General features: G+C 66.0%; 17 protein-coding genes. 10 read left to right on the forward strand and 7 right to left on the reverse strand.

Annotated elements, in window-relative coordinates:
• Positions 1-4: 4 nt before the first annotated feature.
• Entirely contained in the window at positions 5-9,550 is a 9,546-nt protein-coding gene (locus N511_RS0110645) for a hypothetical protein (RefSeq protein ID WP_027679282.1), read from the reverse strand.
• A 374-nt stretch (positions 9,551-9,924) separates the two neighbouring features.
• On the opposite strand from N511_RS0110645, the gene N511_RS24040 reads away from it, so the two are divergent.
• Positions 9,925-10,416, forward strand: coding sequence for an Ivy family c-type lysozyme inhibitor (locus N511_RS24040; protein ID WP_051530889.1), 492 nt, complete (start codon positions 9,925-9,927; stop codon positions 10,414-10,416).
• Positions 10,413-10,925: a CC0125/CC1285 family lipoprotein gene (locus tag N511_RS24575; RefSeq protein WP_051530890.1), complete on the forward strand. Its 513-nt coding sequence runs from the start codon at positions 10,413-10,415 to the stop codon at positions 10,923-10,925. Before N511_RS24040 ends, N511_RS24575 begins: the two co-directional genes overlap by 4 nt.
• Here N511_RS24575 and N511_RS0110665 read toward each other — a convergent pair.
• Positions 10,919-11,479 (reverse strand): hypothetical protein, encoded by a 561-nt coding sequence (locus N511_RS0110665; protein WP_027679283.1) that lies wholly within the window; start codon positions 11,477-11,479, stop codon positions 10,919-10,921. The genes N511_RS24575 and N511_RS0110665 overlap by 7 nt on opposite strands.
• A gap of 282 nt (positions 11,480-11,761) precedes the next feature.
• Here N511_RS0110665 and N511_RS24580 point away from each other — a divergent pair, with 282 nt between their 5' ends.
• Genes N511_RS24580 through N511_RS24055 form a run of 3 tightly spaced genes read left to right on the forward strand, consistent with a single transcriptional unit; the run spans position 11,762 to position 13,418 of the window.
• Positions 11,762-12,724 carry a formyltetrahydrofolate deformylase gene (locus N511_RS24580; protein ID WP_051530891.1) on the forward strand — a complete coding sequence of 321 codons (963 nt, stop codon included), beginning with the start codon at positions 11,762-11,764 and terminating at the stop codon, positions 12,722-12,724.
• A complete protein-coding gene (locus tag N511_RS0110675) occupies positions 12,721-12,996 on the forward strand; it encodes a hypothetical protein (protein ID WP_027679284.1) in 276 nt (91 codons plus the stop codon). Before N511_RS24580 ends, N511_RS0110675 begins: the two co-directional genes overlap by 4 nt.
• Positions 12,997-13,004: 8 nt before the next feature.
• The gene (locus tag N511_RS24055) at positions 13,005-13,418 is read left to right on the forward strand and encodes a hypothetical protein (protein ID WP_037026598.1); all 414 of its coding nucleotides are present in this window, start codon (positions 13,005-13,007) and stop codon (positions 13,416-13,418) included.
• Positions 13,419-13,437: 19 nt separating this feature from the next.
• Here the strand turns inward: N511_RS24055 and N511_RS24585 are convergent, their stop codons facing one another.
• Positions 13,438-14,919, reverse strand: a complete 1,482-nt coding sequence (locus N511_RS24585) for a hypothetical protein (RefSeq protein ID WP_155954040.1) — start codon at positions 14,917-14,919, stop codon at positions 13,438-13,440.
• A 436-nt stretch (positions 14,920-15,355) separates the two neighbouring features.
• Between N511_RS24585 and N511_RS25380 the strand changes: the two genes are divergently transcribed.
• Positions 15,356-16,471, forward strand: a complete 1,116-nt coding sequence (locus tag N511_RS25380) for a LysR family transcriptional regulator (protein WP_027679286.1) — start codon at positions 15,356-15,358, stop codon at positions 16,469-16,471.
• Positions 16,472-16,479: 8 nt separating this feature from the next.
• Here the strand turns inward: N511_RS25380 and N511_RS24070 are convergent, their stop codons facing one another.
• The 4 genes from N511_RS24070 to N511_RS24595 all read right to left on the reverse strand — a co-directional run bounded on the left by N511_RS24070 (position 16,480) and on the right by N511_RS24595 (position 20,070).
• Positions 16,480-17,367: a helix-turn-helix transcriptional regulator gene (locus tag N511_RS24070; RefSeq protein WP_051530892.1), complete on the reverse strand. Its 888-nt coding sequence runs from the start codon at positions 17,365-17,367 to the stop codon at positions 16,480-16,482.
• A gap of 110 nt (positions 17,368-17,477) precedes the next feature.
• Positions 17,478-18,230, reverse strand: coding sequence for a lytic transglycosylase domain-containing protein (locus N511_RS24075; RefSeq protein WP_081785354.1), 753 nt, complete (start codon positions 18,228-18,230; stop codon positions 17,478-17,480).
• Positions 18,231-18,254: 24 nt separating this feature from the next.
• Positions 18,255-18,914, reverse strand: coding sequence for a type III secretion system export apparatus subunit SctR (sctR, locus tag N511_RS0110705; protein WP_027679287.1), 660 nt, complete (start codon positions 18,912-18,914; stop codon positions 18,255-18,257).
• Positions 18,907-20,070, reverse strand: coding sequence for a FliM/FliN family flagellar motor switch protein (locus tag N511_RS24595; RefSeq protein WP_197032041.1), 1,164 nt, complete (start codon positions 20,068-20,070; stop codon positions 18,907-18,909). Before N511_RS24595 ends, sctR begins: the two co-directional genes overlap by 8 nt.
• A gap of 296 nt (positions 20,071-20,366) precedes the next feature.
• Here N511_RS24595 and sctV point away from each other — a divergent pair, with 296 nt between their 5' ends.
• The 4 genes from sctV to N511_RS24095 are packed head-to-tail and all read left to right on the forward strand — an operon-like array spanning position 20,367 to position 26,002.
• Positions 20,367-22,562 carry a type III secretion system export apparatus subunit SctV gene (gene sctV / locus N511_RS24085; RefSeq protein WP_081785355.1) on the forward strand — a complete coding sequence of 732 codons (2,196 nt, stop codon included), beginning with the start codon at positions 20,367-20,369 and terminating at the stop codon, positions 22,560-22,562.
• Positions 22,562-22,840, forward strand: coding sequence for an EscS/YscS/HrcS family type III secretion system export apparatus protein (locus N511_RS0110720; protein ID WP_027679288.1), 279 nt, complete (start codon positions 22,562-22,564; stop codon positions 22,838-22,840). Before sctV ends, N511_RS0110720 begins: the two co-directional genes overlap by 1 nt.
• A 38-nt stretch (positions 22,841-22,878) precedes the next feature.
• A complete protein-coding gene (gene sctC, locus N511_RS24090; RefSeq protein ID WP_231479606.1) occupies positions 22,879-24,756 on the forward strand; it encodes a type III secretion system outer membrane ring subunit SctC in 1,878 nt (625 codons plus the stop codon).
• On the forward strand, positions 24,731-26,002 hold the full coding sequence (locus N511_RS24095; RefSeq protein ID WP_051530895.1) for an FHA domain-containing protein: 1,272 nt from the start codon (positions 24,731-24,733) through the stop codon (positions 26,000-26,002). The genes sctC and N511_RS24095 overlap by 26 nt, the downstream gene beginning before the upstream one ends.
• Positions 26,003-26,093 lie beyond the last annotated feature (91 nt).

A 26,093-nucleotide genomic window follows, 5' to 3' on the forward strand; every position in this document is an offset into this window, starting at 1 on the left:
CCTCCTACTGAGTCCCTCCGGTTTCGTCGGTACGTTCCACCAGCGCTGAACGCAGCCGCTCTTCGCAATGCCGCATCTCCCCCAGCAGGTCGCTCAGCGGGGCATCCAGCGCATCGATGTCCTGCAGTGAATCGATCTTCATAAGATCGTCGTGCATGAACCGGACCATGTGTTTGTAAGTGGCGACCAGATCCTGCGTGACAGTCGGCTCCTTGTTGATGACGACGACCTCTTGATCGCCGTCCTTCTCGAAGGCCGAGCGCGATTCCTGGAGACCGCTCGCGCTGGAGGCATCGGCATAGCCCTCGATCGTCTTGCCAAATTCGGCCGTGGCTTCCGCCATCCGCGCCGCCGCGCGCCTGAGCAGTTTGTGGATGGCCGAATCCGACATACCACTCGCATCGGCGTTGAATACTGTCTCAAGTTCCTCAATCATTTGCCCGAGTTTTTCCCACGCGTTTTCGATGTGGCTGATCACGTCTTCGATGGAGTGCGGCTTATCCGATAGCGTTTGGGATGCCCCCTCGGCAGGCTTGGAGCCGTCGCGTGCATATACCCGCTGAAGCAACGCCAGCCTGGAAGACTCCAGATCGGCGCGCTGCGCAAGTTCCTTGCTATACGTCTGTACGGCGGCCGCCAGCTCGTTGCGCGCGCCCTCATAGGCTGCCCGCGCACGTTCGTCTGCCACGCCATCACGGGTTCTAAGCCAGCGGGACAACTGCTGGGCGCGCTGTGCAAGATCAGCGAAGCGCAGTTGCTCCTTTGCAGGCAGCGTAGTCAAACTTGGATCCGAATAGATCTTCAAGGCCGCCCCGTCCAGGACCAACTGCGTAGCACTCCGCTGCTCTACACGGCTGGAGTACGGCTGAACGGGCTCAAGCCTTTTCTGCACAGCGTTGAGCAGATCGCGGGCGGTGTTCGTCTGCGCCAGCGACCGCGCCAGCGACAAATGAGGCGGCAGCGCGCACGGCTTACCTGCAGAAAGGGCCGCTCGCTGCAGATAGCCGCTATAGGTATTCAGATATCTGCGTGCGACATCGAGGTCGCGCGTCAGCCTGGCATACCGCTCGTGGGTGTTTTCTCCAGCTTTGTTGGTCAGCGCGGAAGGGGCCGTCAGTGCCCGCAGATCCTGGAGGATCCCCTGCACGAATGCGCGATCCTGTTGTGCGAGCCCGGCAAGGCGACCCCGCCATTGCGCATCGGGCGAAGCAAGCCGCCTCGATAACGCATCGACCACCCCGGCCGCCCGCCTGACCTGTGCTTTGCTGATCAGTTCCGAGGGCATGCGCCGATGCTCAATTGCGGCTCGGATGAGCGTCACCACGGCACGTGCCAGGTCACGCTGCTCGGCTTGCCCGTCCTCGGCCTGGGGCGGACTGGCGTCGGGCGCACCGATCCCCTCATCTTCGGAACCAGGTTTGCTTGCGAGGTGATCCTCATTGACGGCTGTCTCTGGTGCCGACGGGGCTTCCAACTCAGGCGTACCGGCGCCCCCTCCAGGCCCGCCTATTGGTTTGGGATCCGGGTCTGTTCCGGTGGGGCGGATACCGCCTGTGGGTGGGTCCGGCGGTTCAGGGTCATCGCCGGATGCGGGACTTCCCGGCGGCACGTCAGGCCCCGCATGCGTGGCCGTCTCAGGTGCGTGATCGGCCGCATACCGCTGGGCCTCGGTCAGTACTGCCGGGATAGAAAAGGCTGGATCCTCTTTCACGCGCGTACCGAGGGCCAGCAGCTCGTCGCCCATCTGCATCTGCCATTGCGTATCACCCATCACCCACAAGTCAGGGTGACGATGATTTCGATAAAAGCCGCTTGACCCGATCAGCGTATCTGCAAAGTCCTCGCGCAGCGTACTGGCATCGCCATTCATGCGTGTAGTTGGAAAATCGCCATGTTCCTGGATCAACTCCAGCGCGTGCGCCATGGACGTCACAACCAATGGCGGCGACCCGGCAGGAAGCTCGCGATTGAGATGCTCGATCAACTGAGCCAAGGGCCGGTCAAAACCGGCGCTTCTGCGGCTGAGGTTCTCCACGCTGTTTGCGATGGATGTAGTCAGCCCGGTGTTGCGCCGTAATGAGGCGAGGTCCGTGCCGTGAAACAGCTTCTGCACATGCAGGTGACGCCCACCCGGCACGATCAGCTGTCCACGCGTCGCTTCATCGAACGTGGTCGACATGATCCCCTCATAAACCGTCTCGAGAAACACGGGATCTGTGTGGCCAGCGGCTTCCAGTTGCCGCACGACCATGTCGGCGGATACCCGTTCATCGTGCCCCTCCGGATTCGTCGCCATGCGGCCGTGACCGAGTTGCCCATCGTGGCCGGCGTAACCGACGGCGGTAGCAACCCGGTCGTCGGCGGAAAACAGCGGCGGCAACCCCTCACGCACACGGCGCCCGTCGAGCATGTCGATATTGGCCTGCGCATCTCTTACGCCCAGTCCGCTATGAGCCCACCCGTGTGCGGCGGCGAGCGCGTTGATCTCCGCGCTGCCGCTATAGAACAGAAATTCCTCTTCACCCCTGCCAAACAAGGCGTTCACCACGTAGAGATTTCTGGCGGCAACCAGCAGTTCGGGGCGTTGACGAAGCTCCGGTTGCATGCACGCTCGAACAAAGTTCAGCTGGGCTGCCAGCAATTCCGGCGGCAAGGCTGCAGTGCCATACAGATGCTGTCGAATCAGTTCGAGATCGCGTTCATCGCCAGGCGCCTGCCGTCTCAGCATCTGCGCGTAGGCGAGACTTGGGTCCGCCACGCGAACACCTTGATCCCAATAACCGCTGCCAGCAGCATGAATGTCTGGCAACGCCTGCCCGGCCCAAGATGTGGTTACGTGGAAACCCGCCGCGGTCAAAATGCGGGAACCATCCGGGCGTGCTTGCTCTGTCCAGCCCTCTCCTTCTCGCAGGGCTCGATAGCGTTCCTCGGACACCAGCAGGTGGGTCGGCTGGGCAGGGCGATCCGCCTGATACCCGAGCATGTCGACAACCGAATTGCCGACAACAGCCACCTCGCTCTGGGGCAGCCCCAGAGAACGGACGGATCGATGGATGTCTCGGTCGCGATCGAAGGCGGCGGTGAGTGATGACGCAATACCTCTCAGCTCCCGACTGCCTTCACCGCCTTCATCGCCCGGCAAGCTCAATGGAGAGGAATCACTGGGCGGGATCACTGGCGGTGGCATATCGTGAGCGGCTCCAGGCTCGGCCGGCCCTCCCTCGCTGGGCCCATTTGTGTCACCCGTCGCGCCCCCGCTCTCGCTGCCAGCCCCCTCACCAGCCTGATCGATTGCCACCAGATCCATGCGCAGCGCTTGGTTGTCGGCCAAGACAGATTGCTGCTCTTCGCGTCTGGTGTTGAGCCGTTGGATCAGCATGGCATACGTTGCCAGAGCCTCATCGTCCAAAAGCCCTGTGACTTCGCGGATGTCGAGCAGATTGTCCGTGATGGACTCCGGCACACCACTTTGGGCGAGGTGAGTTCGCAACGCGCCCGCTGCAAGGATGACCGCACGCTCGCTTTCGGCCAACTTCTGATCGTGCATCGCGATAAGAAAGCGCGAGCGCAGTTCGTCGGAGACGACACCCTCTGCGCGTATCAGCTCCAGTTGGACCTCTCTGAGGCACTTCTCGGCATGGTCGAGCAGATCGAGGTTGACGTTGTTGAATGCTGCGTGATCGCGCAGCAACTGCGCGGTCGGAATCTCTTCGGAAAGGATGGTGAAGCGACTGGGGGCAGGAGTCTTTGGCTGACCGACATCTTCTAACGGGACGAAAGCGCCCGCGTCCCGCTGTTGCGCATACGACTCGACAATTTGCAGGAAGGCCTCGCTCAGCACCTGGATGCCCCGCACTGGACATCCCTGCCCAGTCATTGGCTTATTTGTGTAGGCGTAGTCATCTGTCAGCGCATTGTTCTGCTGACGGATAGCCGACTTGAGTTTTGGATTCACCACAGGCTTTCCGTCAGTCCAGACAATCAGATCGGTGTATGCGCGTCCCTGCAGCAGCGTTGGCCCAAGCGCTCCGAAACCGAATCGCAAGGCGAGTTCATCGGGAATCTTGTGCTCGATGATCAGGCGCAACGCCTGAATCGGGTCGTCTGGCCCGCCGTTCTTCCTGGCCAGCGATTGAATGGCTGCATTGGCCACCGAGTCGATTCCATCCAGGAAAACGCCCATCGCGGTTCCCAAGTCGGTGTGAGCAATCAGCTCTCCGTCCTTTGTCTGCATTTGCAAAACCTCATGCGCCAGAAGCCGGCGGGCGGCATTCTTCATGACGACTGAGGCTCGCATGATGTCGGCGGAAAGCTGCTCTCCGTATTCCCCGACCGGGATCGCGAGGTTATCGTTGATGGACGCCTGGTGGTCACCGTCCGGGATGGGCAGGAGTGCTTCCTGAAAAGGCATGCTTGGCAACATGTCCTGCTTACCGACCGGCGCCATGGAGGCAAAGCGCCCCCGCAAGGTATCGACGTAACGCATCGCCTGCAACAGGCTGAAGCCCGTGACGCCATCTGGGAGGACATTGCGAGGAAGCTGATTCTCGTCAAACAGCACATCGGACAGCGGCATCCTCACCATCTTCTGCATATCAAGCGGCGCGAATGGGTTGGCTTGCGAGGCGTTCTCTGCATGGAAGAGCGCGAGCTTCTCGGCCAGAGAAAAGCACAAGGCGGTGAACCCTTTGCCCAGTCGTTTGGCCTGTGCCTTTTTTATCTCTTTGGTTTCAGCCTCCGGCTGGCGCGGCTCGTCATAGCCGCTCCCCGCTTCAAACCAGGCTCGCCGGATACCTTCGGGCAACAGCTTGCCTTCTGCCCGTGTGGCGGCATCCGCTGCATCGGACAGCGCTTTCGAGAACACGTCGTCGTGAACAAGCCGCCCAGTCCAATCCGCGTCATCGAATCCGACTTCCCGAGCAATGAACGCCAGCGCACGAATGCGCGCCAACCGCATTGCCGTGCGTTCATTGACGCTGAGATTGTCCGAATAGCGAGGCCCATACAGCGCCGTACGGCGAGCGTGGCGCTGCGCATGGACGATCTCTTCACACAGTCCAGTGAGTCTCTGCTCAAACGGCGCATCCAGTGCTGCGGCATCCATCTCGATGATCCGCTCCCCCTCGTCCGTCACGTAGAACGCCATCCTTGCGGTATTACCGATCACTTTGCCTTGCTGCCCGGGGCGATGGATCAGGTGTACAGCATCAACGCAGTCACTCAATGCGCCGCCTGACATCGAAGCCTGCGTCGCTTGCCCGATCAGCTCGCGCAATGCAGGCTCCCTGTCACGTAGCGAAGCCGGCACATCGATATCAATGGCGTCTGCGCGCAGCGCGCGCGTTCTTCCTGCCTCCACATGCGGATGAACAACGGCGAGATCGATCTCCGTATCCCCGCGACCAGAGGCATCCGCGTGCCGCGTCGCATCCGCACTGCTTACCGCCTCCTCCGCGTGCATGCGGGCCAGCATGTCCGGCGGCACGTGGATGTTGCTCTCGCCGAGTTGCGCATAGCCGGCGTGGCCCGGCACGGTGCGACTCGCGTCGGTATCGGCCCGCGCGGCCGCACGCCGCTCCCGCAGCGCACGCACACCACCCATCAGCGGCGCCATCCCAACCATGGCGGCAAAGTTCATCACCTGCATGAACAAGGCGTGATCACGCTGCTCGGGGTCGTCCCACACGGCAGCCAATTGCTGCAGCCCTTGCGCTGCCTGCAGGCTGCCCGTCACGCCTGCCACCGCGCGCAGGCGCTGGGCGGCTCGCGCAAGAACGGGGCGCAGGTCCGCTGCGGGTGCGCCCGCGGCAACGCCGTCGACTGCGCCCGCCGCGTGCACACCGGACACTTCCGACGAAACCGCCTCCGTCCCGCTGCGCCCGACTGCGGACGCGTTGCCCGCGACATCGGCTGCTTCAGCCGCAGAGCGTGCCGCCGCCGGCAAACGTGCGCCCCACTCCAGCGTGCGAGCGAGACCCGCGGCGCCGGCCGCCGCCACCATCAGCTCCGTGCCGATCGCCTCCCCCGACGTCAGCGAGCGGCCGTGCCCCGCCATGTTTGCAAGATTGGCCAGTCCCAGCGTGGCTGTGGGCAACGCGATCAGCAATTCCGCCGCCAGGCCCACAGGCCCCGTCGACAGCGCAGCCACCACGCCCAGGGCCAGGCCACCGATCAGCATCGGAATGCCCGTCGCGTCGTTGATGTCATCCAGGGTCGAGTTGATGTGGCCGGCCACCGTCTCCATGGCAATGGCGCCATTGGCACCGCTGCGCGCAACGTTGCCCCCTTTCGGCATGACCAGGCGGTCCTTGGTCGTCAATGCGGTCTGCGTGCGGAAATCTTCCAAGGTGCTGGATGTGGCCGTCGGGTCGTCGGCGCTGCCGCCGCGGCTGCCGACGTAGAACGTGGTACCCCGGTCGCCCTGCACGCGCACGAGCGCCATCTGCGTCTGCCCGGACTGCTCGCCATAAGCGCGCATGGGCATGACGGTGAGCGACCACCGCTCTCGAGGCGCGCGGTTTCTGAACGCCGTGGCGTCGGCCTCCCGGATGCCATTTGCAATCGCCGTGTCGAACGCGCCGATGACGTTGCCCGCATCGGCCAAGCGGTCGCCGGTAAACCACTCCGTGGCTGCATCGATGGGCGCTCCTGGCGTGTTGAGCCATTGCTCCACGCGGTTGGCGCGCGCCTGGGCATCGGTCGACGTACCGATGTTCGTCATGCCGAGCGACAGGCCCAGCGCATTGTGGAAAGCGGTCGACCCGGGCGTATAAGGGGTCTCGCTGATACGTCCCACCAGCGTTTGCAACTGCCCTTCCGCAGCATGGTCGGGAAGCGCCTGATAAGCGGCCCATTGTGTCTTCGCATACGACGCCCGGTCGTCACGGGTCAGGTAGCCCTTGCCGGACACGAAGGATTGCAGCCCGCCCTGGTAGTAGTCATCCAGGCGCTGTGCCGCATCGGGGTCGACCGGCTTGAGCGCGGCGCGCAGCGCTTCGGGAAGCTGTTGGTCGCCGTTGGCGCCCATCTGCTGCGCGCTGGCCAGCAAGGCATCGCGCGTGGTGGCGTCGTAACGCGCCAGAGTCGACTGCGGGCCCGTGAGCCACGTTGCAAACTCGGCGCCACGATTTCTCTCGGGCAGCGCTGCCTGAACCAGTGCGGCAACGCCTTCGTACCACGCGCCTGCATCGGACAGCGCTTCGGGGTTGTTGTCGAACCAGTCTTCCTTGTAGTTCGCCTTGATCCAGTCGAGCGCGCGGCTCGCATCAGCCGCAGACATGTACGGCGCCAACTGCTTCATGAACTGGCCCACGCGCACCAGGCCGACCGTCTGCAAGCCCATGTCGCGCCCGGATGGCTGGAGCAACTGCCCGATCTGATCGGACCAGAATGCGAGCCCAAACGTCGATGCCGTCATTTGGTCAATAACGCCGGCAGCGGCTGGCGTGAGCGCGTTGTTGCGGTTGATCGCTGCGATCTGCATGGCGCTCTGCACGGCGCCGATATGCGATGGGTCACGCGGGTCGCCGGCCGGCGCCTGCGCATTGCAGTGTTCCTGCACCCACAGCACACGGGCATCGTCCGCAGCGGCCACCCAACGGCCCATGATCTGCTTCTGCTCGGGCGTGGCGTGCTGCGCTGCCCACGGAAATGGATCGCGCTGCACTGCCGGGTCGTTCCAGTCGAGCGTCACGCCGGCCAGCTTGAGGATGGCGAGCTGCTGCAGCCGGCCCGCAACCTGCTGGGTGCGACGCGGGTCGGTAAACGCGGCGTCTGCGCTGGAGAGCGAGCCGAGCAACCACACGCGCTCCGCTGCAGGCAGTGTCTGCACCTGGGTGAGATCAAACCGGCTTGTGCGCACCAGACCGAGCGTGACGGTGTCGCACCCGGCAAGGGTCTGCTCGAATGCCGTCAGGCCGGGGGTGCTGCGCGTGAGAGGCGCCGCGGCGCCGTCCACCTGCCCACGCAACGATGCGCGCGCAATCGCCTCGTCCAAGCCTTGTCCGGCATGGGCGCGCTGGGCAGCGGCAACGCCCTGGTCCCAGTCGGCTTGGGGCACCTGAACGGGCTTGTTGGCCGCAGCGGCGTTCTGTTGCGCCTGGGCATCGCGCGCGGTGCGCTGCGCATCGTGAAGGCTGCCGAGGGTGTCCTGCTCTTCCGCCCGGCGCAGGCTTGCGGGCACGGCGCGCGACGCCGATGCCGCGCGCTGTGCGGTCTGCAGCGTAGCGTGGGCGTCATTCGCGTAGGCCTGTGTCGCGTCCTGCGCCACCTCGTTGCCCAGCGCCCGCTTGAAATCGGCCAATGCGCCGCTCGTCGCGCGTTGCAGGTCGGCAAGCGATGCCGCATCGCTCGAGAGTTCCGGCGCGCTGGCCGGCAAGACGACATCCTTGCCCGCGGCAGCGGCCTGCTGCTGCGCCTGCGCGTCGGCCACCTCGGCATTGGCTTGCATCAGCTGACGCTGTGCCTGGTTGAGCGCGGCAGTGTCGGAAGGCGCTTCGGCGCGACGCAGCCTGTCCGGCAACTTGCGATTGCTGTGGAGCACCGTCTGTGCTGCATCCACGCGCGCTTGCGCGGCCTGCAGGTGCTTCTGCGCCAATGCTGCGTAGGTGTCTGCAGCCGCGGCACCCACGTCGGCCGCGGCGCCTTGATCGACGGCCAGCAGATAGAGCGCCATATTGGAATGACGCGTGGCAGACGACTCCGCCAGCACTGCCTGCGCGGCCTGACGGTTGCAGTCGGTCAACTGCTGGTGCAGCTCCGGTGTAGCCGCGGCCACGCACGTTCTAGCGAACGCGTCGACCAGGCCCGCAGCGGCGTCGGCATCGGGCGCGTTGTCGGCAACGCAGCGCATGCCGTTTGTCACCGCGCGCTGCAGGCGCGACAACGCTGCGTTGGCCCGCGCCAACTTGCTGTCTTGCTCACCGGCGGGTGCACCGCTGCGCTCGGCTTCGCGGTAGTCGGCCACGGCTTGATTGCAATCGTCTGTGCTGACAGCAATGTCGGCTTGCGAGAAAGCCAGCGTGAGCGTGGCGGCAGGAAAGGTCGCACCCAGATCGCGCATGGCTAGCGGCAACGCGTTGGCAACCGAGCCACCATGTTCTGCGGCGTCCGCCATCAGCGCGGCCACGGCCAGGTCCAGATCGGTATCCGGCTGTTGGCTCGGCGCCTCCGCGCGCAGCACATTCACGGCTTCTGCGGGCGTCGCGCCGGCCTGCATCTGAACGCGTATGCGGTCTACCAGCGCGGGTGCCGGAGCATGCAGCCGCGTCAGGTCGGGCTTGCCCGCAGCCAACTGAACGGGCCGCTTCAACGATTGGCCCGCCTGATCGACCACCTTTGCATCGAAGACATGCGCATCGGCAACTTGCCGGGTGGCACGATCGATGAGATCGGCGGGTGGCTTTGTCCTCGTATTTGCACGCGCCGACTGCTGCGCCTGTTGGGCCGCCTGCGCGGCAATGGCAGCCATCGCCAACTGTTCGGCACTCGCCAGCGGATTGCTGGCCTGCGCGGCGTGCACGGCGTCTTGCAGGCTGCAGCCCTGGGCCATTCGGCCTTGCACCTGGGCAGTCAGAGAAGGGGGAGGCGGGGGCGCCGGTTCTGGCGCACGCGGCACGACAAGGCCGTCAGGGCGATAGGGAAACATGGGGGAACAAGGCAACGAAAATGGCCACGGCGCGAGACGCCGTCGTGGGCGGGGGCATTGTCACAAGCACGGGCACGCAGCTTGCCTACAACCCTTCGTAAAGTTCTGCGTCTGCGGCGCGTGCCACCCCGGAAAACCAGCTGGGCGATTCAACAATCCCGATGCATTGCGGTTGGCACACGCCTTACGAATCCATGTAGTGCCGGCCGGATGCAGCGGCGGCTACGCTAGGCCGTCCTGTTTGTCTGCCCACGCGCGCCGTGCGATGGGCCACGCCTATGCGCCGCCTTATCGAATACCTCGTCCTGGCTGCTGCCATCGTCGCCATGGCCCTGGCCACGCCGACGCTGATCCGCGCAAGCGAGTACGGCATTTTTCTGGAGCTGACGCACAAGCCTGGTTTCCAACCTGCGTGGGACGCCATGCTGCGCGGCGAAACCGGCCTCCCCGCCTGGCTTCGCGCCGGCAAGGGAACGAGCAGCGAGTACACCGCGCGCACCACCGACGGCCAGACCTTCATCACGGGCGACATGTGCAAACCGCATGACTGCCCTGCGCAGCAGATCTTCGGCGCCTTCCACATGGACACGCCGGACCACGCCAGCGCCGCCTGGGCGGTGCTGGTCGATGTGCAGTACCCGCACCCGACGGACCGCCCGGCATCTGCCTACGCAAAGCTGCGCTGGCTCGGCCATCCGGATGAGCCCATCAAGGCATTGCTGATGAAGAGCGTCCGTCGCGCCAACCCCGATTGGGATCACGCATCATGAACCGCTCGCCCATCGCCGCATCGGCTTCACTCGCCGCGCGCATCCGCTGTGTTTTGGTTGTCGTGCCGCTGTGCCTGGCGGCCTGCCAGACGCCTTACCAGCCGGACCTGGGCTACGGCGGTTTCTCCGAGCAGCAGGTCGGCCCGCGCACGTGGGAAGTGCGGTTTCGCGGCAACGATACGACCACCACATCCACGGTCTACAACGGGCTGGTGTTGCGTTGCGCCCAGATTGCAGTGGCACACGGCTATCGCTATTTCGTGCTTGAGGGCAATGCCGACGCAAGCGAGTTCCATCCGTTCTACACGCCGGACAAGGTCTATGTGGGCCGTCACGGCCGCGTGGTCGGATATGAGCCCGGGCAGGACCTGAGCACCGTGGCGCCCGGGCAAATCTATCGCATCACGCTCACCAACACGCTCACGAAGCGCAAGCCGATGGGCGATGCGCGCGCCATCCTGGCAGCGCACCCGGAACTGGCCGGCGGCCAGGCACGCATCGACTACTGACGCCCTGACGACGCTGCGGTCCCGCCATCGACCTTTCGGCGCGGCCACATGCGGTACACCCAGTTCGACATGAAATAGCAAAGCAGGCCGCCGATGAACACGCCCATGGGCGTAGTGCGGCCAACCCAGAACAAGCCGATCGTGACCACCGCGAGCATCAGTGTGCTGATGGCCGTCACGACCGCCGGCAGCACGGAGGTGATCTCGACATCGGCCTCGCCGACGGCCTCGACGCCCTCGCCTTCCACGATCAGTCGGTCCCGCGCCAACGCGGGGTCATACCCGCTGATCACGACGTGCCCGCGCCGCGCGCCGAGCCGTGCCGCACGCACCCGCGCCCCCAGCATCGTCAGCGCCATCGACAGCGTCATGGTGAGCACCGCCCAGCCCATGCCGACCACCGCCATCAGCGGCGTGGAGGCACGCACCTGCGTACGCAGGATATGCAGGGCAATCGTCCAGCAGATGACGACGCCCACCAGAAAAGCGCCGCCAACCACGATCAAAGTGATGTACGCCTTCCGGCGCGGTGGGCTCGAAGCGTCGCGTTGCATGACGGGCTCCAGAACAGGAAGAAGATGATCCGCCGATTCTGGCAGCGGCCCGCCGGCGCGGCGCCTCCGAGAATTCGTGTTGTGCATCGCCGAATCAGCGCGCTACGACAATCGCAGCACAGTCCGCCACCGCATGGGCAAGCTTGCGCAAGGCCGTAGTGCCTTCGATGAAAGCCGCTCGCTACTCTCGCCTTAAGCGCCACCACGAGCGTGATCGCACAGAAAAGCACAACGCCCCATTCGCATGCGCTGCGAAGCCCGGCGCGAGAGGAAACCCACGGCATGACATCCACCCATCTTGGCCTGGAAGCGGAACACCCGCTGCATTCCCACATGCGCGCGCCCGGCACCCGCGCAATCGTGACGGCGCTGCATACGCTGCCGGCCGCCCATACGCGGCACATCTACGGCTTTGTGCGAGACCACCTCGATGCCGACGCCCACATCGAGCACATCAGCGCGCGCGGCATGACCATCGTGCGTGCCGAGTGCCACGCACCCGCCGAGCCGATGCGCCTGCACCCCGACGTGCTGGCACAGGACTATCGGCTCTACCAGCGGTGGGCCACCGCATCCGCACCGAGCCACGATGTCACTTGGCACAGCGCTGCGAGCCGGCGCATGCGCGTGGCGATCTTCGTCTCGCGCACCGAGCACTGCCTGCAAGCGTTGCTGCAGGCGCACGCTGCCCTCACGCTGCCTTGCGACATCGCCTTCGTTGCCGGCAATCATCCCGAACGGGCCGCGCTGTGCAGCCAGCATGGCGTGCCCTTCATACATGTCGACCATCGGCACGGCCAGGAAGCCGCCGAAGCCGAGCTAGACGCCTTGCTCCAGCTTCACCGTGTGGACCTGATCGTGCTCGCGCGCTACATGCGCGTGCTCACGCCGGGCTTCGTTGCACGGCATGCGGGACGGATCATCAACATCCACCACTCGCTGCTGCCCGCGTTTTCCGGCGCCGACCCATATCGCCGTGCCTACGCCAGGGGCGTGCGCTACATCGGCGCGACCGCGCACTACGTGACCGCCGATCTGGACGAGGGGCCGATCATCGAGCAAGCCATGTCGCGCATTGCCTCCGACGACGGCCCCGACGCGCTGATCGCACAGGGCGCCGCGCTGGAGTGCCAGGCGTTGGTGAACGCCACGCGCTGGCATCTGGAACACCGCATCGTCACCGTTGGCGGGGCCACCGTGGTGGTGCCGCCCAAACCGATCCCCAACATGGAGGCTGTGACATGAGCGCACGCCATCTTCCGCGGCCCACGCCGCGCCGCGTGGCCGCACGCATTGCCATTGCAGGCGCAGCGGCAGCCGTCGTTGCGTGGATGTTTGCCAACGGCTCCATGCACATGGCCGGGGCGAGTGCCGGCGTTGCGCAGGACACGCCGCACGCGCCGGCAGCATCGGCGCACGCGGCCGCCGCGGTCCCCCGCTACTTCGGCGACGAGTACGCCGACGCCGAAGCCCGCCTGCAGACGCAGCCCCAAGGCGTGCAGCCACCCACGTTCTGAACCACGCCATGGCCTCCGCTCACGCCCTCGCGCCGTTCGATGCGGATCTTGGCGCCGCGCCGCCCGCACTCTTCGTGCGCTATGCGCGGCTGTACCTGCGGCTGATCCGACTGTTGTCGCACGATGCATCGGCTGCCGACGAGCCTGTGGTGATCGTTGCCCTGGGCATGGTCCAGCGCCGCGCGCGCGCCCGCCTCGGCACCTGCCCCGACTACGCGCGCGTGCTGACGCGGCTCGTTCTCGTTTTCGGCGATGTGCTGCAGCGTGCCGACGCACTGCCTGGGCTTTCCGGAAGCGACGCGCCGGCCTTGCCGCAAGCCTGGCTGTATGCCTGGGCGGTGGCGCCCATCACCGCCTGCCCGCAAACCGGCTGCGCCGCATTCGCGTGCGAACTGACGGAGCATGCCGCGGCGCTCGCATGATGTGACTACCCGCCGGCCGTCAAGGGCAGACGGCTGCCGCCGCGCCGGCTCGATACGCCACCCACATCGCATCGGCAAAACGGCTGCTGTAGTAGCCGTCGTTGCGGTTGGTTCCGTGTAGCGCGGGGTAACGGCCAGTTCCATCGGAAGCATCTGTGTCGAGCGCGCCGTTGCCGTGCGGTGCATAAGGGTCGGGCTGCGTCCACGCCCCGAAGTTGACCCAACGGTCCGCATAGGCGATCAGGTCTGGGTTGTTCCACAGGCATTGCAGGTGCGGCATCAGGTGCAGGATCAATGCCGTCGCCACCAGCGGCTTGGTGGTGCAGCAGAACTGGTATTCGCCGCCCGGTGTCTGGCCGCCGTCGATGCGGTCGTAGGGGTCGCGGCAATCGCGCGAGCCGCGCGTCGTGTTCTGGTTGAACCAATAGTCGTCGGTGGAACATGGCGCGCCCCATAGCACTTGGTTCGCTACGGGACTGAAATGCAAGTCGCCGTCTTCCTGGTACGTGTTGTAGGGCGCGTCATGAACGAGCGCGGCAATGCCTGCATCGTCGAGCAGCTCCGCGGCAAACGCCAGCACCACCTTGCGCCCGATGCGATGACCACCGTTGGCTGCAAACTGCAGCCCGCCGTGCCGCGCTGCCGCCAGGTCGATGCCGTATTGCAGGTAGCCGACCATCGCCGGCATCTTGGCCTGCAGGCTGTCGGCCAGCATCAGGCGCAGGCCGGCGTCCGCCGTATCTTCGGCCACCTGCGCGCCATAGTCGGGCAGGTTCTGCACGGGGTGGATGTCGGCGCCGGTCCAGTCGTTCATGTGGTCGAGCTGCACGCGTGCGAAGCGGCTGGCGATAGCGTCCAGCGAGGGCGCGTTGTCCACCGCCGCTAGCTTCGGCAGCCGCTCGGTATGCACCCGCGAGAGCGGAATCAACGGCTTGTCGGTCCCGAAATACGGCGGCCGGAACAGGTTGGCGCCGCCCTCGGCCGGGATGGCGTCAAGCACGGTCAACACGGCGGCGCTGTCCAGGAACGTGCGCCCCGCGGGCGAATCCACCAGCGAAATGCTCTTCACCACCGATTCCCCACCGTGCGCGGCATACGGCAACGCAGGCACCAGCGTGGGGTCGAATCCCTCCGATCGGCTGTCGAACCCCTGCCTGTCGACATGCGCCGGGTTGACCTCGAAGCCGTTGCGCGAGCCGGTATAGGCCGGGCTGATGGCGGTGATGGTGACCACGCCACCCGCCGCATCGGGCGCGACCCAGTGGTCACCGTTGGCAAAGGTGCCGCAGGCATAGGCGCGGTCGAACGTGAAGGTGATGCCGTACTGCGCCACCTCGCGGCACGTGGCAACGGATTGGGGTGGCGGGCTGGGCGTGCTGACCGGCGGCGGAGCACTGCTCCCCTGCTGCTGTGAGGACGCGCCATCGCTGCCCCCGCCGCACGACATCAGCGCAGCCACCACGGCCGCGCCGCCCATCAAACGCCCCCATCGCATGCTCATGATTCCATCCCATCGTCTGCCAACGCGCACATGGCCGCCACTGTAGAGACGATCGGCGGCGTGCCGCGCTACGGTCAACCGTAGGCGGGACGGGCCATCGGGGCGCGCTGTCGGCGTTTCGGGGAGCGCGTCGTGCACTTTCATGAACGAGGAGACGGCACCGGGGCGGTGCAAGGCGGCAAATCCATGCCTTTTCAGCATAAGCACAGGCGTTTTAGTTATTGCTCCCAAAACCATCGCCAGTGCTTTTGCCACGCCCAATGGCAGGAACCCGACAATCGTCGCAAGAAAGCGCGCACGCCTCATCAGGCAACGCGCTATCGTTTTCGCAGGCCCTTGTGCAGCCGTGTCTTACGAAAAGCCGGACAACTGCCCAAGTCTTGAAGACATACCCTAGCGTGGCGAATGAACGCCCTGTTTCACGATGTGTACGCGCATGGATCTGCGACAGCTTCGCTATTTCGTTACGGTTGCCACGACGGAGAACATTGCTCAAGCGTCTGAACGCCTGCATATCTCGGCGTCGCCGCTCAGCCGGCAGATCATCCGCCTGGAAGAAACGCTGGGTGTGATGCTGTTCGAGCGCGAGCGCAAGCGCCTCAAGCTGACCGAGGCGGGGCGCAGGCTGCTGACCGAGGCGCGGGCCCTGCTCCAGCAGGCCGACACGCTGGCCCGGCGCATCGTCCAGCCGGACACCAGCCAGACCGACGCCGACGCCGAGCAGCAGACCGAGCCGCAGACCGAGCCGCGTACGCCGCTGACCTTCGCCTATACGCAATCGTCGCTCATGCCCGGCATGCCCGCGGCACTCCAGCGCGTGGTGACGGCCTTGTCGACGAGCGCGCCCGGCATGCGTGCCGACATGCTGGTGATGGCACCGGAACGCATCGTCGCCAACGTCATGCGCGGCGTGTTGCACGCCGGCCTGATCGCGGGCTACGCGCCCGTGCACGACGGTCTGGACCAGGTATCGGTTGCCTACGAACGCGTGACGCTGGTGGTCTCGGTCAACCATTGGCTGGCCCGCCAGAACGTGGTGGACGCCTGGCAACTCGACAACGTGCCCATCGCGCTGGATGCCGCCTTGCACGACGGCCTGTTCGGCGCACTGACGCACTGGTGCGGCCGACACGGCGCCACGCCCGGTCCGCTGCTGATCACGCCCGACGCTGCCGGCGCCAGCGACCTGGCCGCCAGCGGCATCGCCGTCACCCTGCAGGTGGGCCAGGCACATACCGCGCTGCCGCCGGACCTCGTGCGGGTGCAATTGGCGTGGGACGCCCCGCAGATCCACACTGCATTGGTGTACCCGAAGGTCGACTGCCATCCGGTCGTCCGTGCAGTGGTATCGGCGCTGGGCGGCACGCATACCGAAACCGCACCGCCCCCGCAGTCGAAACTCCTGTCGGTGCCCGGCCTCGGTGTGCTGACCGACAAGGGCACGCCCGTCACACCAGCCACCGCCCACATCGAGATACCGACCACCGCGCCGTGCGGAAGCACGGTGCTCGTCGACGACCACCTGGGCTTCATGCACTCCATGCTGGCCTGACGCGCGCCCTATCCGTAGCAGGCGGCCTTCACCAGCTGCACGCGGGTGGTCACGCCAAACAAGGCGCGCAGGCGGCGCAGGTGGTAGTCGACGTTGTGCGTGGTGAGTTCGAGCAACTGGGCGATCTCGCGATCGGTCATCCCCTTGATGAGGCAATCCAGGATACGCTGCTGCACCGGCGAGAGATGCGGGTCACCGGGCAGCGGTCGACTCGGCACCAGCTCGTAGGCGCTCAGGTATTCATGCACCGCCATGCCGAGTGCCAGCGCCTGGCCGATCACGGCGTCAGAAATCCAGCGCCGGTTGCGGTTGCTGGAATGAAAGCGCACCACCACGCGCGCCCGCCCCTCCGGCGCCGGCCAGCAATACGTCACGCCGCTCGACACGCCAAAGGCCGCGCAGTCCAGCAGATACGCCTGCATGCGCGCGAGGCCCGGCGTGCGCTCCGTCCACGCAGCAAGGTCGTCGGCATCCCACACCAGCGGAGTGCCGCTGGCCAGGCACCGTTTGAGGCACGGATCGATCTCGTGATAACGCTGCGAGAAATAGCGATGGATCCAGTCAGGCTTGCCGTACGTGGTGAGGCTGGAGAGCACTTCCACCGTGCCGGAAATCATGCGCGCGACGCTGTACTCGAAGCTGTCGAAGCCGATGCTGGTCAGCACCTCCTGGACCTTCTGGCGGCGCTGATACGGTTGCATGCTGGCGGCCAGCTGCGCGGCGAGCTGCGGCGCATGGACGGCCAGCGTGTGCGGCGGCTGGCGCGTGATGATCTTCTGGTCGTCGAACAACAGAACGCCGCCCAGCGTGCGCATGTGCACGGCATCATGCAGCCCGGCGGTGGCCGACTGGGGCGTGAAGTAGGAAGCTCCGGCGTTATCGCTGGCACTCGTCATGGTGGGTTCCGGGAAAAACCGCAATGGCTCTGCGTAGTCTTGTGGTTGCCTATGCCGCTGTCCATTGCCGAATGAGAACGAGATCGGACGCGTGCGGTCCGATGTTCCGCTCAGTGCCCGAGGCAGCGCACGCAAGTCCCGCGGCCGCAGCTGACCAGCATGACCTGCCGGCCGGCGGGGCAACCCGCAGACGATGTCATCGGGCGTGTGGACAACGGCGACGGTGTGGGCGCTGGCATGGGCGTCGCAGCGGCCTGCACGCGCCGCGACGGCTCCGCCAGCGGGATCGGTTGCGCGCGTGCGGGGGCCACGTCGATCGGCGGCACGCTCGCTTGCGCATTGGCCACTACGCGGCTCACGTAACCTTCTCGGTACCCCACGCTGAAGCCTCCGGAGTAGTAGCAGGACAGCGCGTGCCGCAAGGCTTGCTGTTCGATGGCAGTGCTGCGCGTGGCCCGCGTGAAGCATTCGCCCAGGATGCGCTGGCCGGCGGCCAGATTCCGGCACGGGTCGAGCACCGTGGCGGTGGTCTCGCCCAGGCGGGCAAGGTTGCGCCGGTTGATCTGCGCAAGGCCCAGGCTGAAGTCGTAGCCGCGCTGCTCGAGCATCTGAACGGTGGCCTGCGCTTCTTCCATCGACACCGGTTGCCGCGCCAGCCGCGCGCCCACCACGCCGATCGCGTAGGGGTTGTAGCCGGACTCGGTGCGCACGAGCGCCGCCAGCGTCATCACATCCACGCGCGGTGCGCACTGCTGTGCCACCTGTGCAAACTCCGCAGCTGAAAGCGCGGGGCCTGCATGTGCGGTGGCGGCGGCAAACCCCAGCACGCACATCAGCACGCCGAAAAAGACACGAAACCGCATGGCTGCCCCTTCCGTGTTGACGGTTCAGTGGTACGACAGCACCAGCCCGTGGATCAGCACGGCCCAGCCGTCCAGCATGACAAACAGCAGCAGCTTGAACGGCACCGAAATCGTCGTCGGCGAGATCATCTGCATGCCCAGCGCCAGCAGCACGTTCGCCACCAGCAAGTCGACGATGACGAAGACGATGTAGACCACGAAGCCGATCTGGAACGCCTTGGTCAATTCGCTGAGCGTAAAGCTCGGCACCAGCACCGTTAGGTCATCGGCCTGCAGGTTCTGGGCACGCCCGCTGGGCCAGATGTTGGTGGCGGATTTCAGGAAGAAATTGCGCTCGCGCTCCTGCGTGTGCTTCTGCAGGAAGGCCTTGATGGGCGGCACGCCGGCGTCAACGATGGCCATGACGTCGTCCACGCTGAACTGCGCGCCGGAATTGAAGTTGCGGCCCTTGAGGTTGTTGACCATGTCGCCGCCCACTGGGGCCATGATGAACAGCGTCAGGATCAGCGCAATGCCGTTGAGCACCAGGTTGGGCGGCACCTGCTGGATGCCCAGCGCATTGCGCGTGAGCCCGAAGACGATGACCAGCTTGGTGTAGCACGTCACCATGAGCGCCGCGAACGGGATCAGCCCGATCGCGACGATCATCGCGATCATCGGTACGGGGTTCGGCAGGCTAGGCATGGTCGGGCGTGTCGTGCACGAAGGCGGCGACGCGCACGGCGAGCCGGTTGCCGACGGCCACCAGCTGGCCGCTGCCGACCAGGGTGCCGTTGGCGCGGATCTGCACGGTCGTGTGGTTCAGCGGCTGCTCCAGCTCGATGACCTGCCCTGGCGCCAGATTGCGCAGCACGTGCAGCGGCAGCGCCTGCTCGGCCAGTTCGAACGTGGTCAGCACCTCGATGTCGTCAAACGAGGCCACCGGGGCGCCTGCTGTGGCCGCACCGGGCAAGCCCTTGGCCTGCACCGGTTTGGCGGGGTTCCTCTCATCGGGCATGTCGCGCTCCGTGTGGCGGACGGCGTCCACCATGATTTGTTTGCCGAGTGCATGCGCGGCGATGCCCAGCGTGGGAATGCCCGGCACCGTGCCGACGCACTCCAGCGCCGCACCGCGCGAAGTCCATTTCTCGATGGCGATGATGTCGCCCTTGGCCACGCCACGCAGTTCGGAGGCGCGCAGCTGCGTCTGCCCGATCGAGAAACGCACACCGATCGCCAGGCGTTCCATCCATTGCGGGGCGCGGTTCGCAGTATTCGCAGGCGCGTCGCGGTGCGCTTCTGCACCGGTCACTTCTTCCAGTGCCTGCTGCCAACGCTGCCAGCCGGCAAGGTCATCCATGGCGATGGCACCGCTGCCGCGCGTGGCGCCGTCATCAGTGCCGACGGTAAAGCCCACGGCGTGCTGCATGAGCCATGCAGTGGTCGGGCGCATGCTGACGTCGGGCTGCCAGCGCACCGGCTGGCGCAACTGCGTCTCGACCGCGCGCGACACGTTGCCCAGCGCATCGGCCGCCAGCGCGCAGAAGATGGCATGCGGCACATCGGGCTGCACGCCGTCATCGGCCAGGCGCGTGGCCAATGCCACATCCGCCAGCAGCCAGCCTTCATGCTTGCCCACCGCAAAACGCAATGCATGCCAACCCGGCAGCGGCCCATCCGCCTGGGTTGCCGCATCGGCGCCCAGCGGCGTCCAGCGCAACCGCCAACGCTCGGTACCGACCTGGATTGGCGGCAGCAACACGTCTCCATGCGCCTGCACGTACGCCCACGACTGGGCCCGCGCAACGCCGCTGTCCAGGTGCAGGAGTCCTTCGGCCTGCGCGAGGTCAGTGACCGACACGGGCATCTCTCGCTTCACGTTCTTTCGCGGCTCGCGGTTCGTTGGGAGGGTGGCTGGAAAACGGAGCCACTGTAGTGCCGATGCCCCCCCACGCCCGCTACTCGTTCTCGTAACCGTCGCAAACCTGACCTGCTGCCGTTACGTGAGTTCGGACGCGGCGCCGCGAAGGGCCGCTCTTACACTGGGCTCGCCTTGCAGCACGCCCTGCACCGCATGTGCAGGACAGCGTTCTTCAAAGCACTGCTGCCCCGTCGTGCCCTGCACGCCGCCAACAGATAAGGAAGGTTAGGAAGGCCATGCCGAGCATCCCCAACGCGCAGGAAGCCCTCGCCAAACTGCGGTCCGACCCGAGCCATGCTGCGTTTGCCAGCGGCCTGCTGCGCTATGACCTGCTCATCGCGCTGTTCATCGGGTCCGTGGTGGCGCTGTTCGTGCTGCCGCTGCCCACGGTCGTGCTCGACGGGCTGATCTCGCTCAACCTGGCGGCGAGCGTGATCCTGCTGACAATCTCGATCTACCTGCCCTCGGCGCTGGCGTTTTCTTCGTTTCCGTCGCTGCTGCTGTTTACGACGCTGTTCCGGCTGTCGCTGAACATCGCCTCGTGCAAGCTGATCCTGCTGCAGGCCAACGCCGGCCACGTGATCGATACGTTCGGCAAGCTGGTGGTGGGCGGCAACGTTGTGGTGGGCGGCGTGGTGTTCACCGTCATCGCGATCGTGCAGTTCGTGGTCATTGCCAAGGGTTCGGAACGTGTGGCGGAGGTGGGCGCGCGCTTCACGCTCGATGCCATGCCCGGCAAGCAGATGAGCATCGACGCCGACCTGCGCGCCGGCATCATCACGTCGGACCAGGCCAAGCACCGCCGCGAACTGCTCGAACAGGAATCGCAATTGCACGGCGCCATGGACGGCGCGATGAAGTTCGTCAAGGGTGATGCCATTGCGGGCATCCTCATCGCCGTGATCAACATCCTGGCCGGCATTGCGGTGGGCGCGCTCATGCATGACATGTCGGTGGCCGATGCGCTGCACCGCTATGCCGTGCTCACCGTCGGTGACGGCATGGCCTCGCAGATTCCCTCGCTGATGGTGTCGATTGCGGCGGGGGTGGTCACCACGCGCGTGTCGTCGCGCGAGATGAACGACCGCCACCTCGGGCAGCTGATCGGTGCGCAGATCGCCGCACACCCGCGTGGCCTGCTGATGGGCGCCCTGGTGCTGTTTGCGTTTGTGCTCGTGCCCGGCATGCCGAAGTGGGCATTCCTGTCGCTGGCCTTGCTGGCGGGTGCAAGCGCGATCCACTTCCTGCGCGAGCGCCAGGCGCCACCCATCCTCAACCTCCTGTCGGTCGGCGCCGAAGGCATGGGCGCGCAACCTGGCCGCCCCGAAGAAGTGTCTGCGGCGGCGGGCATTGCCGCGCCGGTGGCCGTGCGCCTTGCCGAGAACCTGCGCAAGGACATCAAGCTGGTGCCGCTGCAGAACGCGCTGGCCCGCTCCAAGGCGGCCGTGGAAGACGACATCGGCCTGGTGTTTCCGCGGGTGCACCTGACCTACAGCGCGCAGACGCTCCCCAATCACTACCGCATCTACGTGCAGGACGTGTTTGCTTCAGAGGGCACGCTGCAGGTCGCGCATCGCCTCTGGACGGAGGCCGCGCCGCCCGCCGGCGTGGACGCAGAAAGCACCGTAGCGTTCGGCCCATTCACCCACGCGTGGTGGATGACGATGCCGGCATCGCAGGCGGATGAGACCGCCAAGGCTGCATGGGGCCAGGCGCTCGAGCCCGAGCAGGTCGTGGCGCGGCACGTGGAGGCCGTGATCCGCCGCCATGCCGCGCAGATGGTCGGCATCCAGGAAGTGCAGAACATGCTGCAGCTCGTGCGCCGCGACCGCGCCGAGCTGGTCGGCGAACTGACGCGCCTCGTGCCGCTGCAGCGCGTGACGGACGTCCTGCGCCGCCTTCTGGACGAAGGCATCCCCATCCGCAACCTGAACACGATCCTCGAAAGCCTCATCGCCCGCTCGCCGCACGAGCCGGATGACGTGACCATGCTGGTGGAGTTGGTGCGCATGGACCTGCGCCGGCAGATCACCGATCACTTCTGCGGGCCGGACCGTTCGCTGAACGTCGTGCTGTTCGAGCAGAGCCTGCAGGAACGCATTGAAGATGCAGTGGTGCGCACCAAGCAGGGCAACCTGCTCGGGCTCTCGCGCGAGGTCCGCACCAACATTGCCGACCAGGTCCAGAACGTGACCGAAGCGGTGCGCCACGGCGAGGCAACGGCGGGCCAGCCGCGCACCGCCATCATGGTGGCGATGACGTGCCGCGCCTATGTGCGCCGCCTGATCGAAGCGACCCTGCCCGACCTGCCGGTCGTCTCCCTGCAGGAGATCGAAGCCGACGTGCAGCTGCACACCGTCGGCTGGGTGCGCAACCCGCCCGAGGATCGCCCCAAGGCCGACCCTGCGGCCGCCGCCGGAGCCACCGCATGATGAACGCCGCCACCGTGATCGAGATCACGCGCCATGCGCTCACGCTCGTGCTGGTGCTGTCGCTGCCGGTGATCCTGGTGGCCGGCATCTCGGCGTTGCTGATCGCGGTGCTGCAGGCCGTCACGCAAATCCAGGACCAGAGCATCGGCCTCACGGTGCGGATGATCGCCGTGATGGTGACCGTGCTGCTCATGGCCGGATGGGCCGGCCAGGAACTGCTGCGCTATGCCGGCGGTGCATTGGAACTCGTTTTGACGGGCCGTCCCGGCCTGCTTTGAGCACGCAGTCTTCATCCACCTTTCTTGAGCACCTCTTCGTGAACCCGCACCGTCTCCTGTGCCTCGCCGCACTGCTGGCCTGCTGTACCGTCGACTTGTCCTCCTCGGCTGCCGCGGCCGAGCTGCACTGGCGCAATCGCCCTTACCAGATCGTGGCCGAGAACAAGCGGCTGACGGACTTCCTGCGCGAGCTGGCCGCCGCGCAGGGCGTCACGGCCGTGGTCGACAGCAAGATTGACGCGACGATCAGCGGACGCTTCTCGGGCTCGCCCGCCAGCACGCTGAACACGGTGTGCGCCACCTACGGGCTCACCTGGTATTACGACGGCTCGTTCCTCTACATCGACCGCGCAGAAGAAGCACAGACCCAGGTCTTTCCCATTCCGAAAGGCAGCGCCGAGCAGGTCGGCCAGGTGCTGCAATCCATGCAGATCACGGACAAACGTTTTCCGCTGCTGGTGAGCGACAAGGACAGCACGGTGTATGTGTCCGGCCCGCGCCGCTATGTCGAACTGGTCAAGCAATCCATCTCCAGCGTGGGCGACGGCGCGCATTCGGGCGAGCGCGCGGAGATTCGTGCCTTCCCGCTCAAATACGCATGGGCGACGGACTTCCAGGTCAACCGCTCAGGCCGCTCGGTGACCGTGCCGGGCATTGCCACCATCCTGCGGCGCCTCTACGGGCAAGGGTCGAGCACGTCGAGCACCAGTGCGGCGCCGCGCCTTGGCAGTGCCACGCGGCAGGTCAAGCTCGGCCAGGGCGCCATGCTCAGCATCCCCCGCATCGACACCAGCAATTACACGGAGCCGCCTGCTGATTCCGGCCCGCCGCTGCTGGCGTCGAACGGCCCGGGGCCAGACCTGCCGCGCATCGAACCAGACCCCGGCATCAACTCGGTGGTGATCCGCGACCTGCCCGAGCGGCTGGCGCAGTATCAGAAGGTGATCTCGTCGCTCGACATCCGCCCGCGTCTGGTGGAAATCAGCCTGACCATCATCGACATCAGTGCCGATTCGCTCGACAGCCTCGGTGTGGATTGGCGCCTGCACACCACGCACGGCGACTTCCAATCGGGCAACGGGCAGAACCCGCCGCTCACCTTCAGCGTGGGCAGCACCGAGCAGGGCTCGACCGGGCCGAGCACGCCCAACGGCATTGCGCTCACCGCGTCCATTGGTGGCAGCCTGCGCAACTACCTGCTCGCGCGCATCAACGCCCTGACGCAGAACGGCAACGCCCAGACGCAGGCCAAACCGAAGGTGCTGGCGCTCGACAACACCGAGGCCATTCTCGAAAACCTCACGCAGTTCTACATCCCGGTCAGCGGCTTTCAGGATTCGTCGCTCTATACCGTGCAAGCCGGCACCAGCGTGAAAGTGACGCCGCTGGTGGTGGATGAAAACGGCAACAAGAGCGTGATGCTCAGCATCAGCATCGACGATGGCAACGTCACGCAAGACACCGTGCAGAACCTGCCCGTGATCCAGCAGCGCGCCATCGTCACGCAGGCCATGGTGGAGGAAGGCAAGAGCCTGCTGATTGCCGGCTTCAACGCCGACGAACAGCACTTCACCAAGAGCGGTGTGCCGCTGCTGTCGGACATCCCCATCCTGGGCAACCTGTTCAAGTACACGACCAAGTCTGGCAAGCACATGGAACGCTTCTATCTGCTGACGCCGCGGCTGGCCACCACGCCGTTCGCGGAGGCGGATGTGCCGGCCTTCCCGCAGCCGATGGAAGGCCCCAACGCGCCCCGCCCGCTGCCGGTGCCGAGCAGCGATGCACCGCCTGTGCCGCCTGCGCCACCGGTGCCGCCGCCCACATCGCCGGCGGCAGACCAACCCGCCGCGCAGGCGCCGCGCCCCGTCGCCACTCTGCTGAAGACGCCGTATGCAACCGACCGCCTCGCTGCCTAAATCGCCGTGGAGCCTGCGCTTCCTGAGCGGGCCGCTGTATGGGCGGTCGATGCCGCTCAAGCGCGGGCAGAACTGGGTCGGCTCATCGGCCGATTGCGATGTGATCCTGCCGGACCGCGCCGTGGCGGGCCGCCACCTGTGCCTGGAGGTAGGCGACATTGCCGTGGCCGTGCGCAACGTGGCAGACACGCCGGCAGGTGCTGAAGCCACGCCCGTGCAACTGGGCGGCACGCCGCTGCCGCAGGGCGTGCGGCGCACGCTGTCACCCAGCGATGCGGTGGACCTCGGGCCGATCCGCTTTGGTGTCGAGCGCATCGGCGGCCCGGCAACGGCGGTGCCGGAACCGCCTGCGCCCGTACGCGAACGGGGCGTGCGCTGGCTGATCGACATGGCTGGTGTGGGGCGCTTTCTGCGCGGCCGAGGGTCGCGCGCCGCGCCCGCGCTGGTGGCGCTGTGGTGCGTGCTGGCCATGATCACGCTGCTGGCGGCGGTGCTCGCCATTCGCGGCGAATTCCGCTTTCGCAGCGAATCCACCGCCGAGCGCATCGCGCAGATTCAACAGGCGCTGGGCAATCCACGTGAAATCGTAGTGGCCCCGATGAGCGATGGCACGTATCAAGCAAGTGGGTACGTCGAAACGCAGGCCGACCGCAAGACGATCGGCGAACGCGCCGCGCGTATCCCCAAGCTCACGCTGGGCGAGATCTATGTGGTGGGCGATCTGCTGGCCACCGCGCAGCAGTTCGTGAGCGACGGTCGGCTCAAAGTGGAATACGCCGGACACGGCCGCGTGGTCGTGTCGGGCGAGACAAACGATTACCGGGTGCGCGACCACCTGCGCGTGTTTGCGCGGGACGCACGCCCCGCCATCGAGGTCGTGGACAACGTGCAGTACAAGGACGGCGGCCCCGTCGAGGTGGGCCAGAACGTGGACATCGCCAAGAACAGCATCGTGGGCGTGTATGCCGATGAAGACGGCATGCGCTTTGTCACCACGCGCGACGGGCAGCATTACTTCGAGGGGTCCCGCATGCCCGACGGCGACGTGATCCGGCAGATCTCCACCACGGGCGTGACGTTCGACCACGGCGGTACGGCGTTTGTGCGGCCGATCCAGGGCGGGGGTGTGGATTTGCAGGCGGCCAGCGCGCCGGCTGCGTCGGACGTGACTGCGAGTGCGGTCAATGCTGCCACCCCGCCCGGGTTGGCGTCCACTTCAGCCCCGGCAGCGGCACCCACACCATGACGCCAATCGCCAACGCCTTTCGAACCCTTTGTGCGCTCGTGCCGGCTTGCCGGCATGGCGGGCAACCGTTGCCTCTCACGAGGCGCCTTTC

Origin of the sequence: Ralstonia sp. UNC404CL21Col (assembly GCF_000620465.1) — a bacterium.
Classification (GTDB): domain Bacteria; phylum Pseudomonadota; class Gammaproteobacteria; order Burkholderiales; family Burkholderiaceae; genus Ralstonia; species Ralstonia flatus.

What these genes read in the sequence shown, in the direction of transcription:
- N511_RS0110675 (WP_027679284.1), top strand. Translation starts at nt 12,721, where the DNA reads ATGAGCGCACGCCATCTTCCGCGGCCCACGCCGCGCCGCGTGGCCGCA.
- N511_RS24575 (WP_051530890.1), top strand. Translation starts at nt 10,413, where the DNA reads ATGAACCGCTCGCCCATCGCCGCATCGGCTTCACTCGCCGCGCGCATC.
- N511_RS0110720 (WP_027679288.1), top strand. Translation starts at nt 22,562, where the DNA reads ATGAACGCCGCCACCGTGATCGAGATCACGCGCCATGCGCTCACGCTC.
- N511_RS24055 (WP_037026598.1), top strand. Translation starts at nt 13,005, where the DNA reads ATGGCCTCCGCTCACGCCCTCGCGCCGTTCGATGCGGATCTTGGCGCC.
- sctR (WP_027679287.1), bottom strand. Translation starts at nt 18,914, where the DNA reads ATGCCTAGCCTGCCGAACCCCGTACCGATGATCGCGATGATCGTCGCG.
- N511_RS0110645 (WP_027679282.1), bottom strand. Translation starts at nt 9,550, where the DNA reads ATGGCCCAGGGCTGCAGCCTGCAAGACGCCGTGCACGCCGCGCAGGCC.
- N511_RS24040 (WP_051530889.1), top strand. Translation starts at nt 9,925, where the DNA reads ATGCGCCGCCTTATCGAATACCTCGTCCTGGCTGCTGCCATCGTCGCC.
- N511_RS24095 (WP_051530895.1), top strand. Translation starts at nt 24,731, where the DNA reads ATGCAACCGACCGCCTCGCTGCCTAAATCGCCGTGGAGCCTGCGCTTC.
- N511_RS25380 (WP_027679286.1), top strand. Translation starts at nt 15,356, where the DNA reads ATGGATCTGCGACAGCTTCGCTATTTCGTTACGGTTGCCACGACGGAG.
- N511_RS24070 (WP_051530892.1), bottom strand. Translation starts at nt 17,367, where the DNA reads ATGACGAGTGCCAGCGATAACGCCGGAGCTTCCTACTTCACGCCCCAG.
- sctV (WP_081785355.1), top strand. Translation starts at nt 20,367, where the DNA reads ATGCCGAGCATCCCCAACGCGCAGGAAGCCCTCGCCAAACTGCGGTCC.
- N511_RS0110665 (WP_027679283.1), bottom strand. Translation starts at nt 11,479, where the DNA reads ATGCAACGCGACGCTTCGAGCCCACCGCGCCGGAAGGCGTACATCACT.
- N511_RS24580 (WP_051530891.1), top strand. Translation starts at nt 11,762, where the DNA reads ATGACATCCACCCATCTTGGCCTGGAAGCGGAACACCCGCTGCATTCC.
- N511_RS24585 (WP_155954040.1), bottom strand. Translation starts at nt 14,919, where the DNA reads ATGAGCATGCGATGGGGGCGTTTGATGGGCGGCGCGGCCGTGGTGGCT.
- N511_RS24075 (WP_081785354.1), bottom strand. Translation starts at nt 18,230, where the DNA reads ATGCGGTTTCGTGTCTTTTTCGGCGTGCTGATGTGCGTGCTGGGGTTT.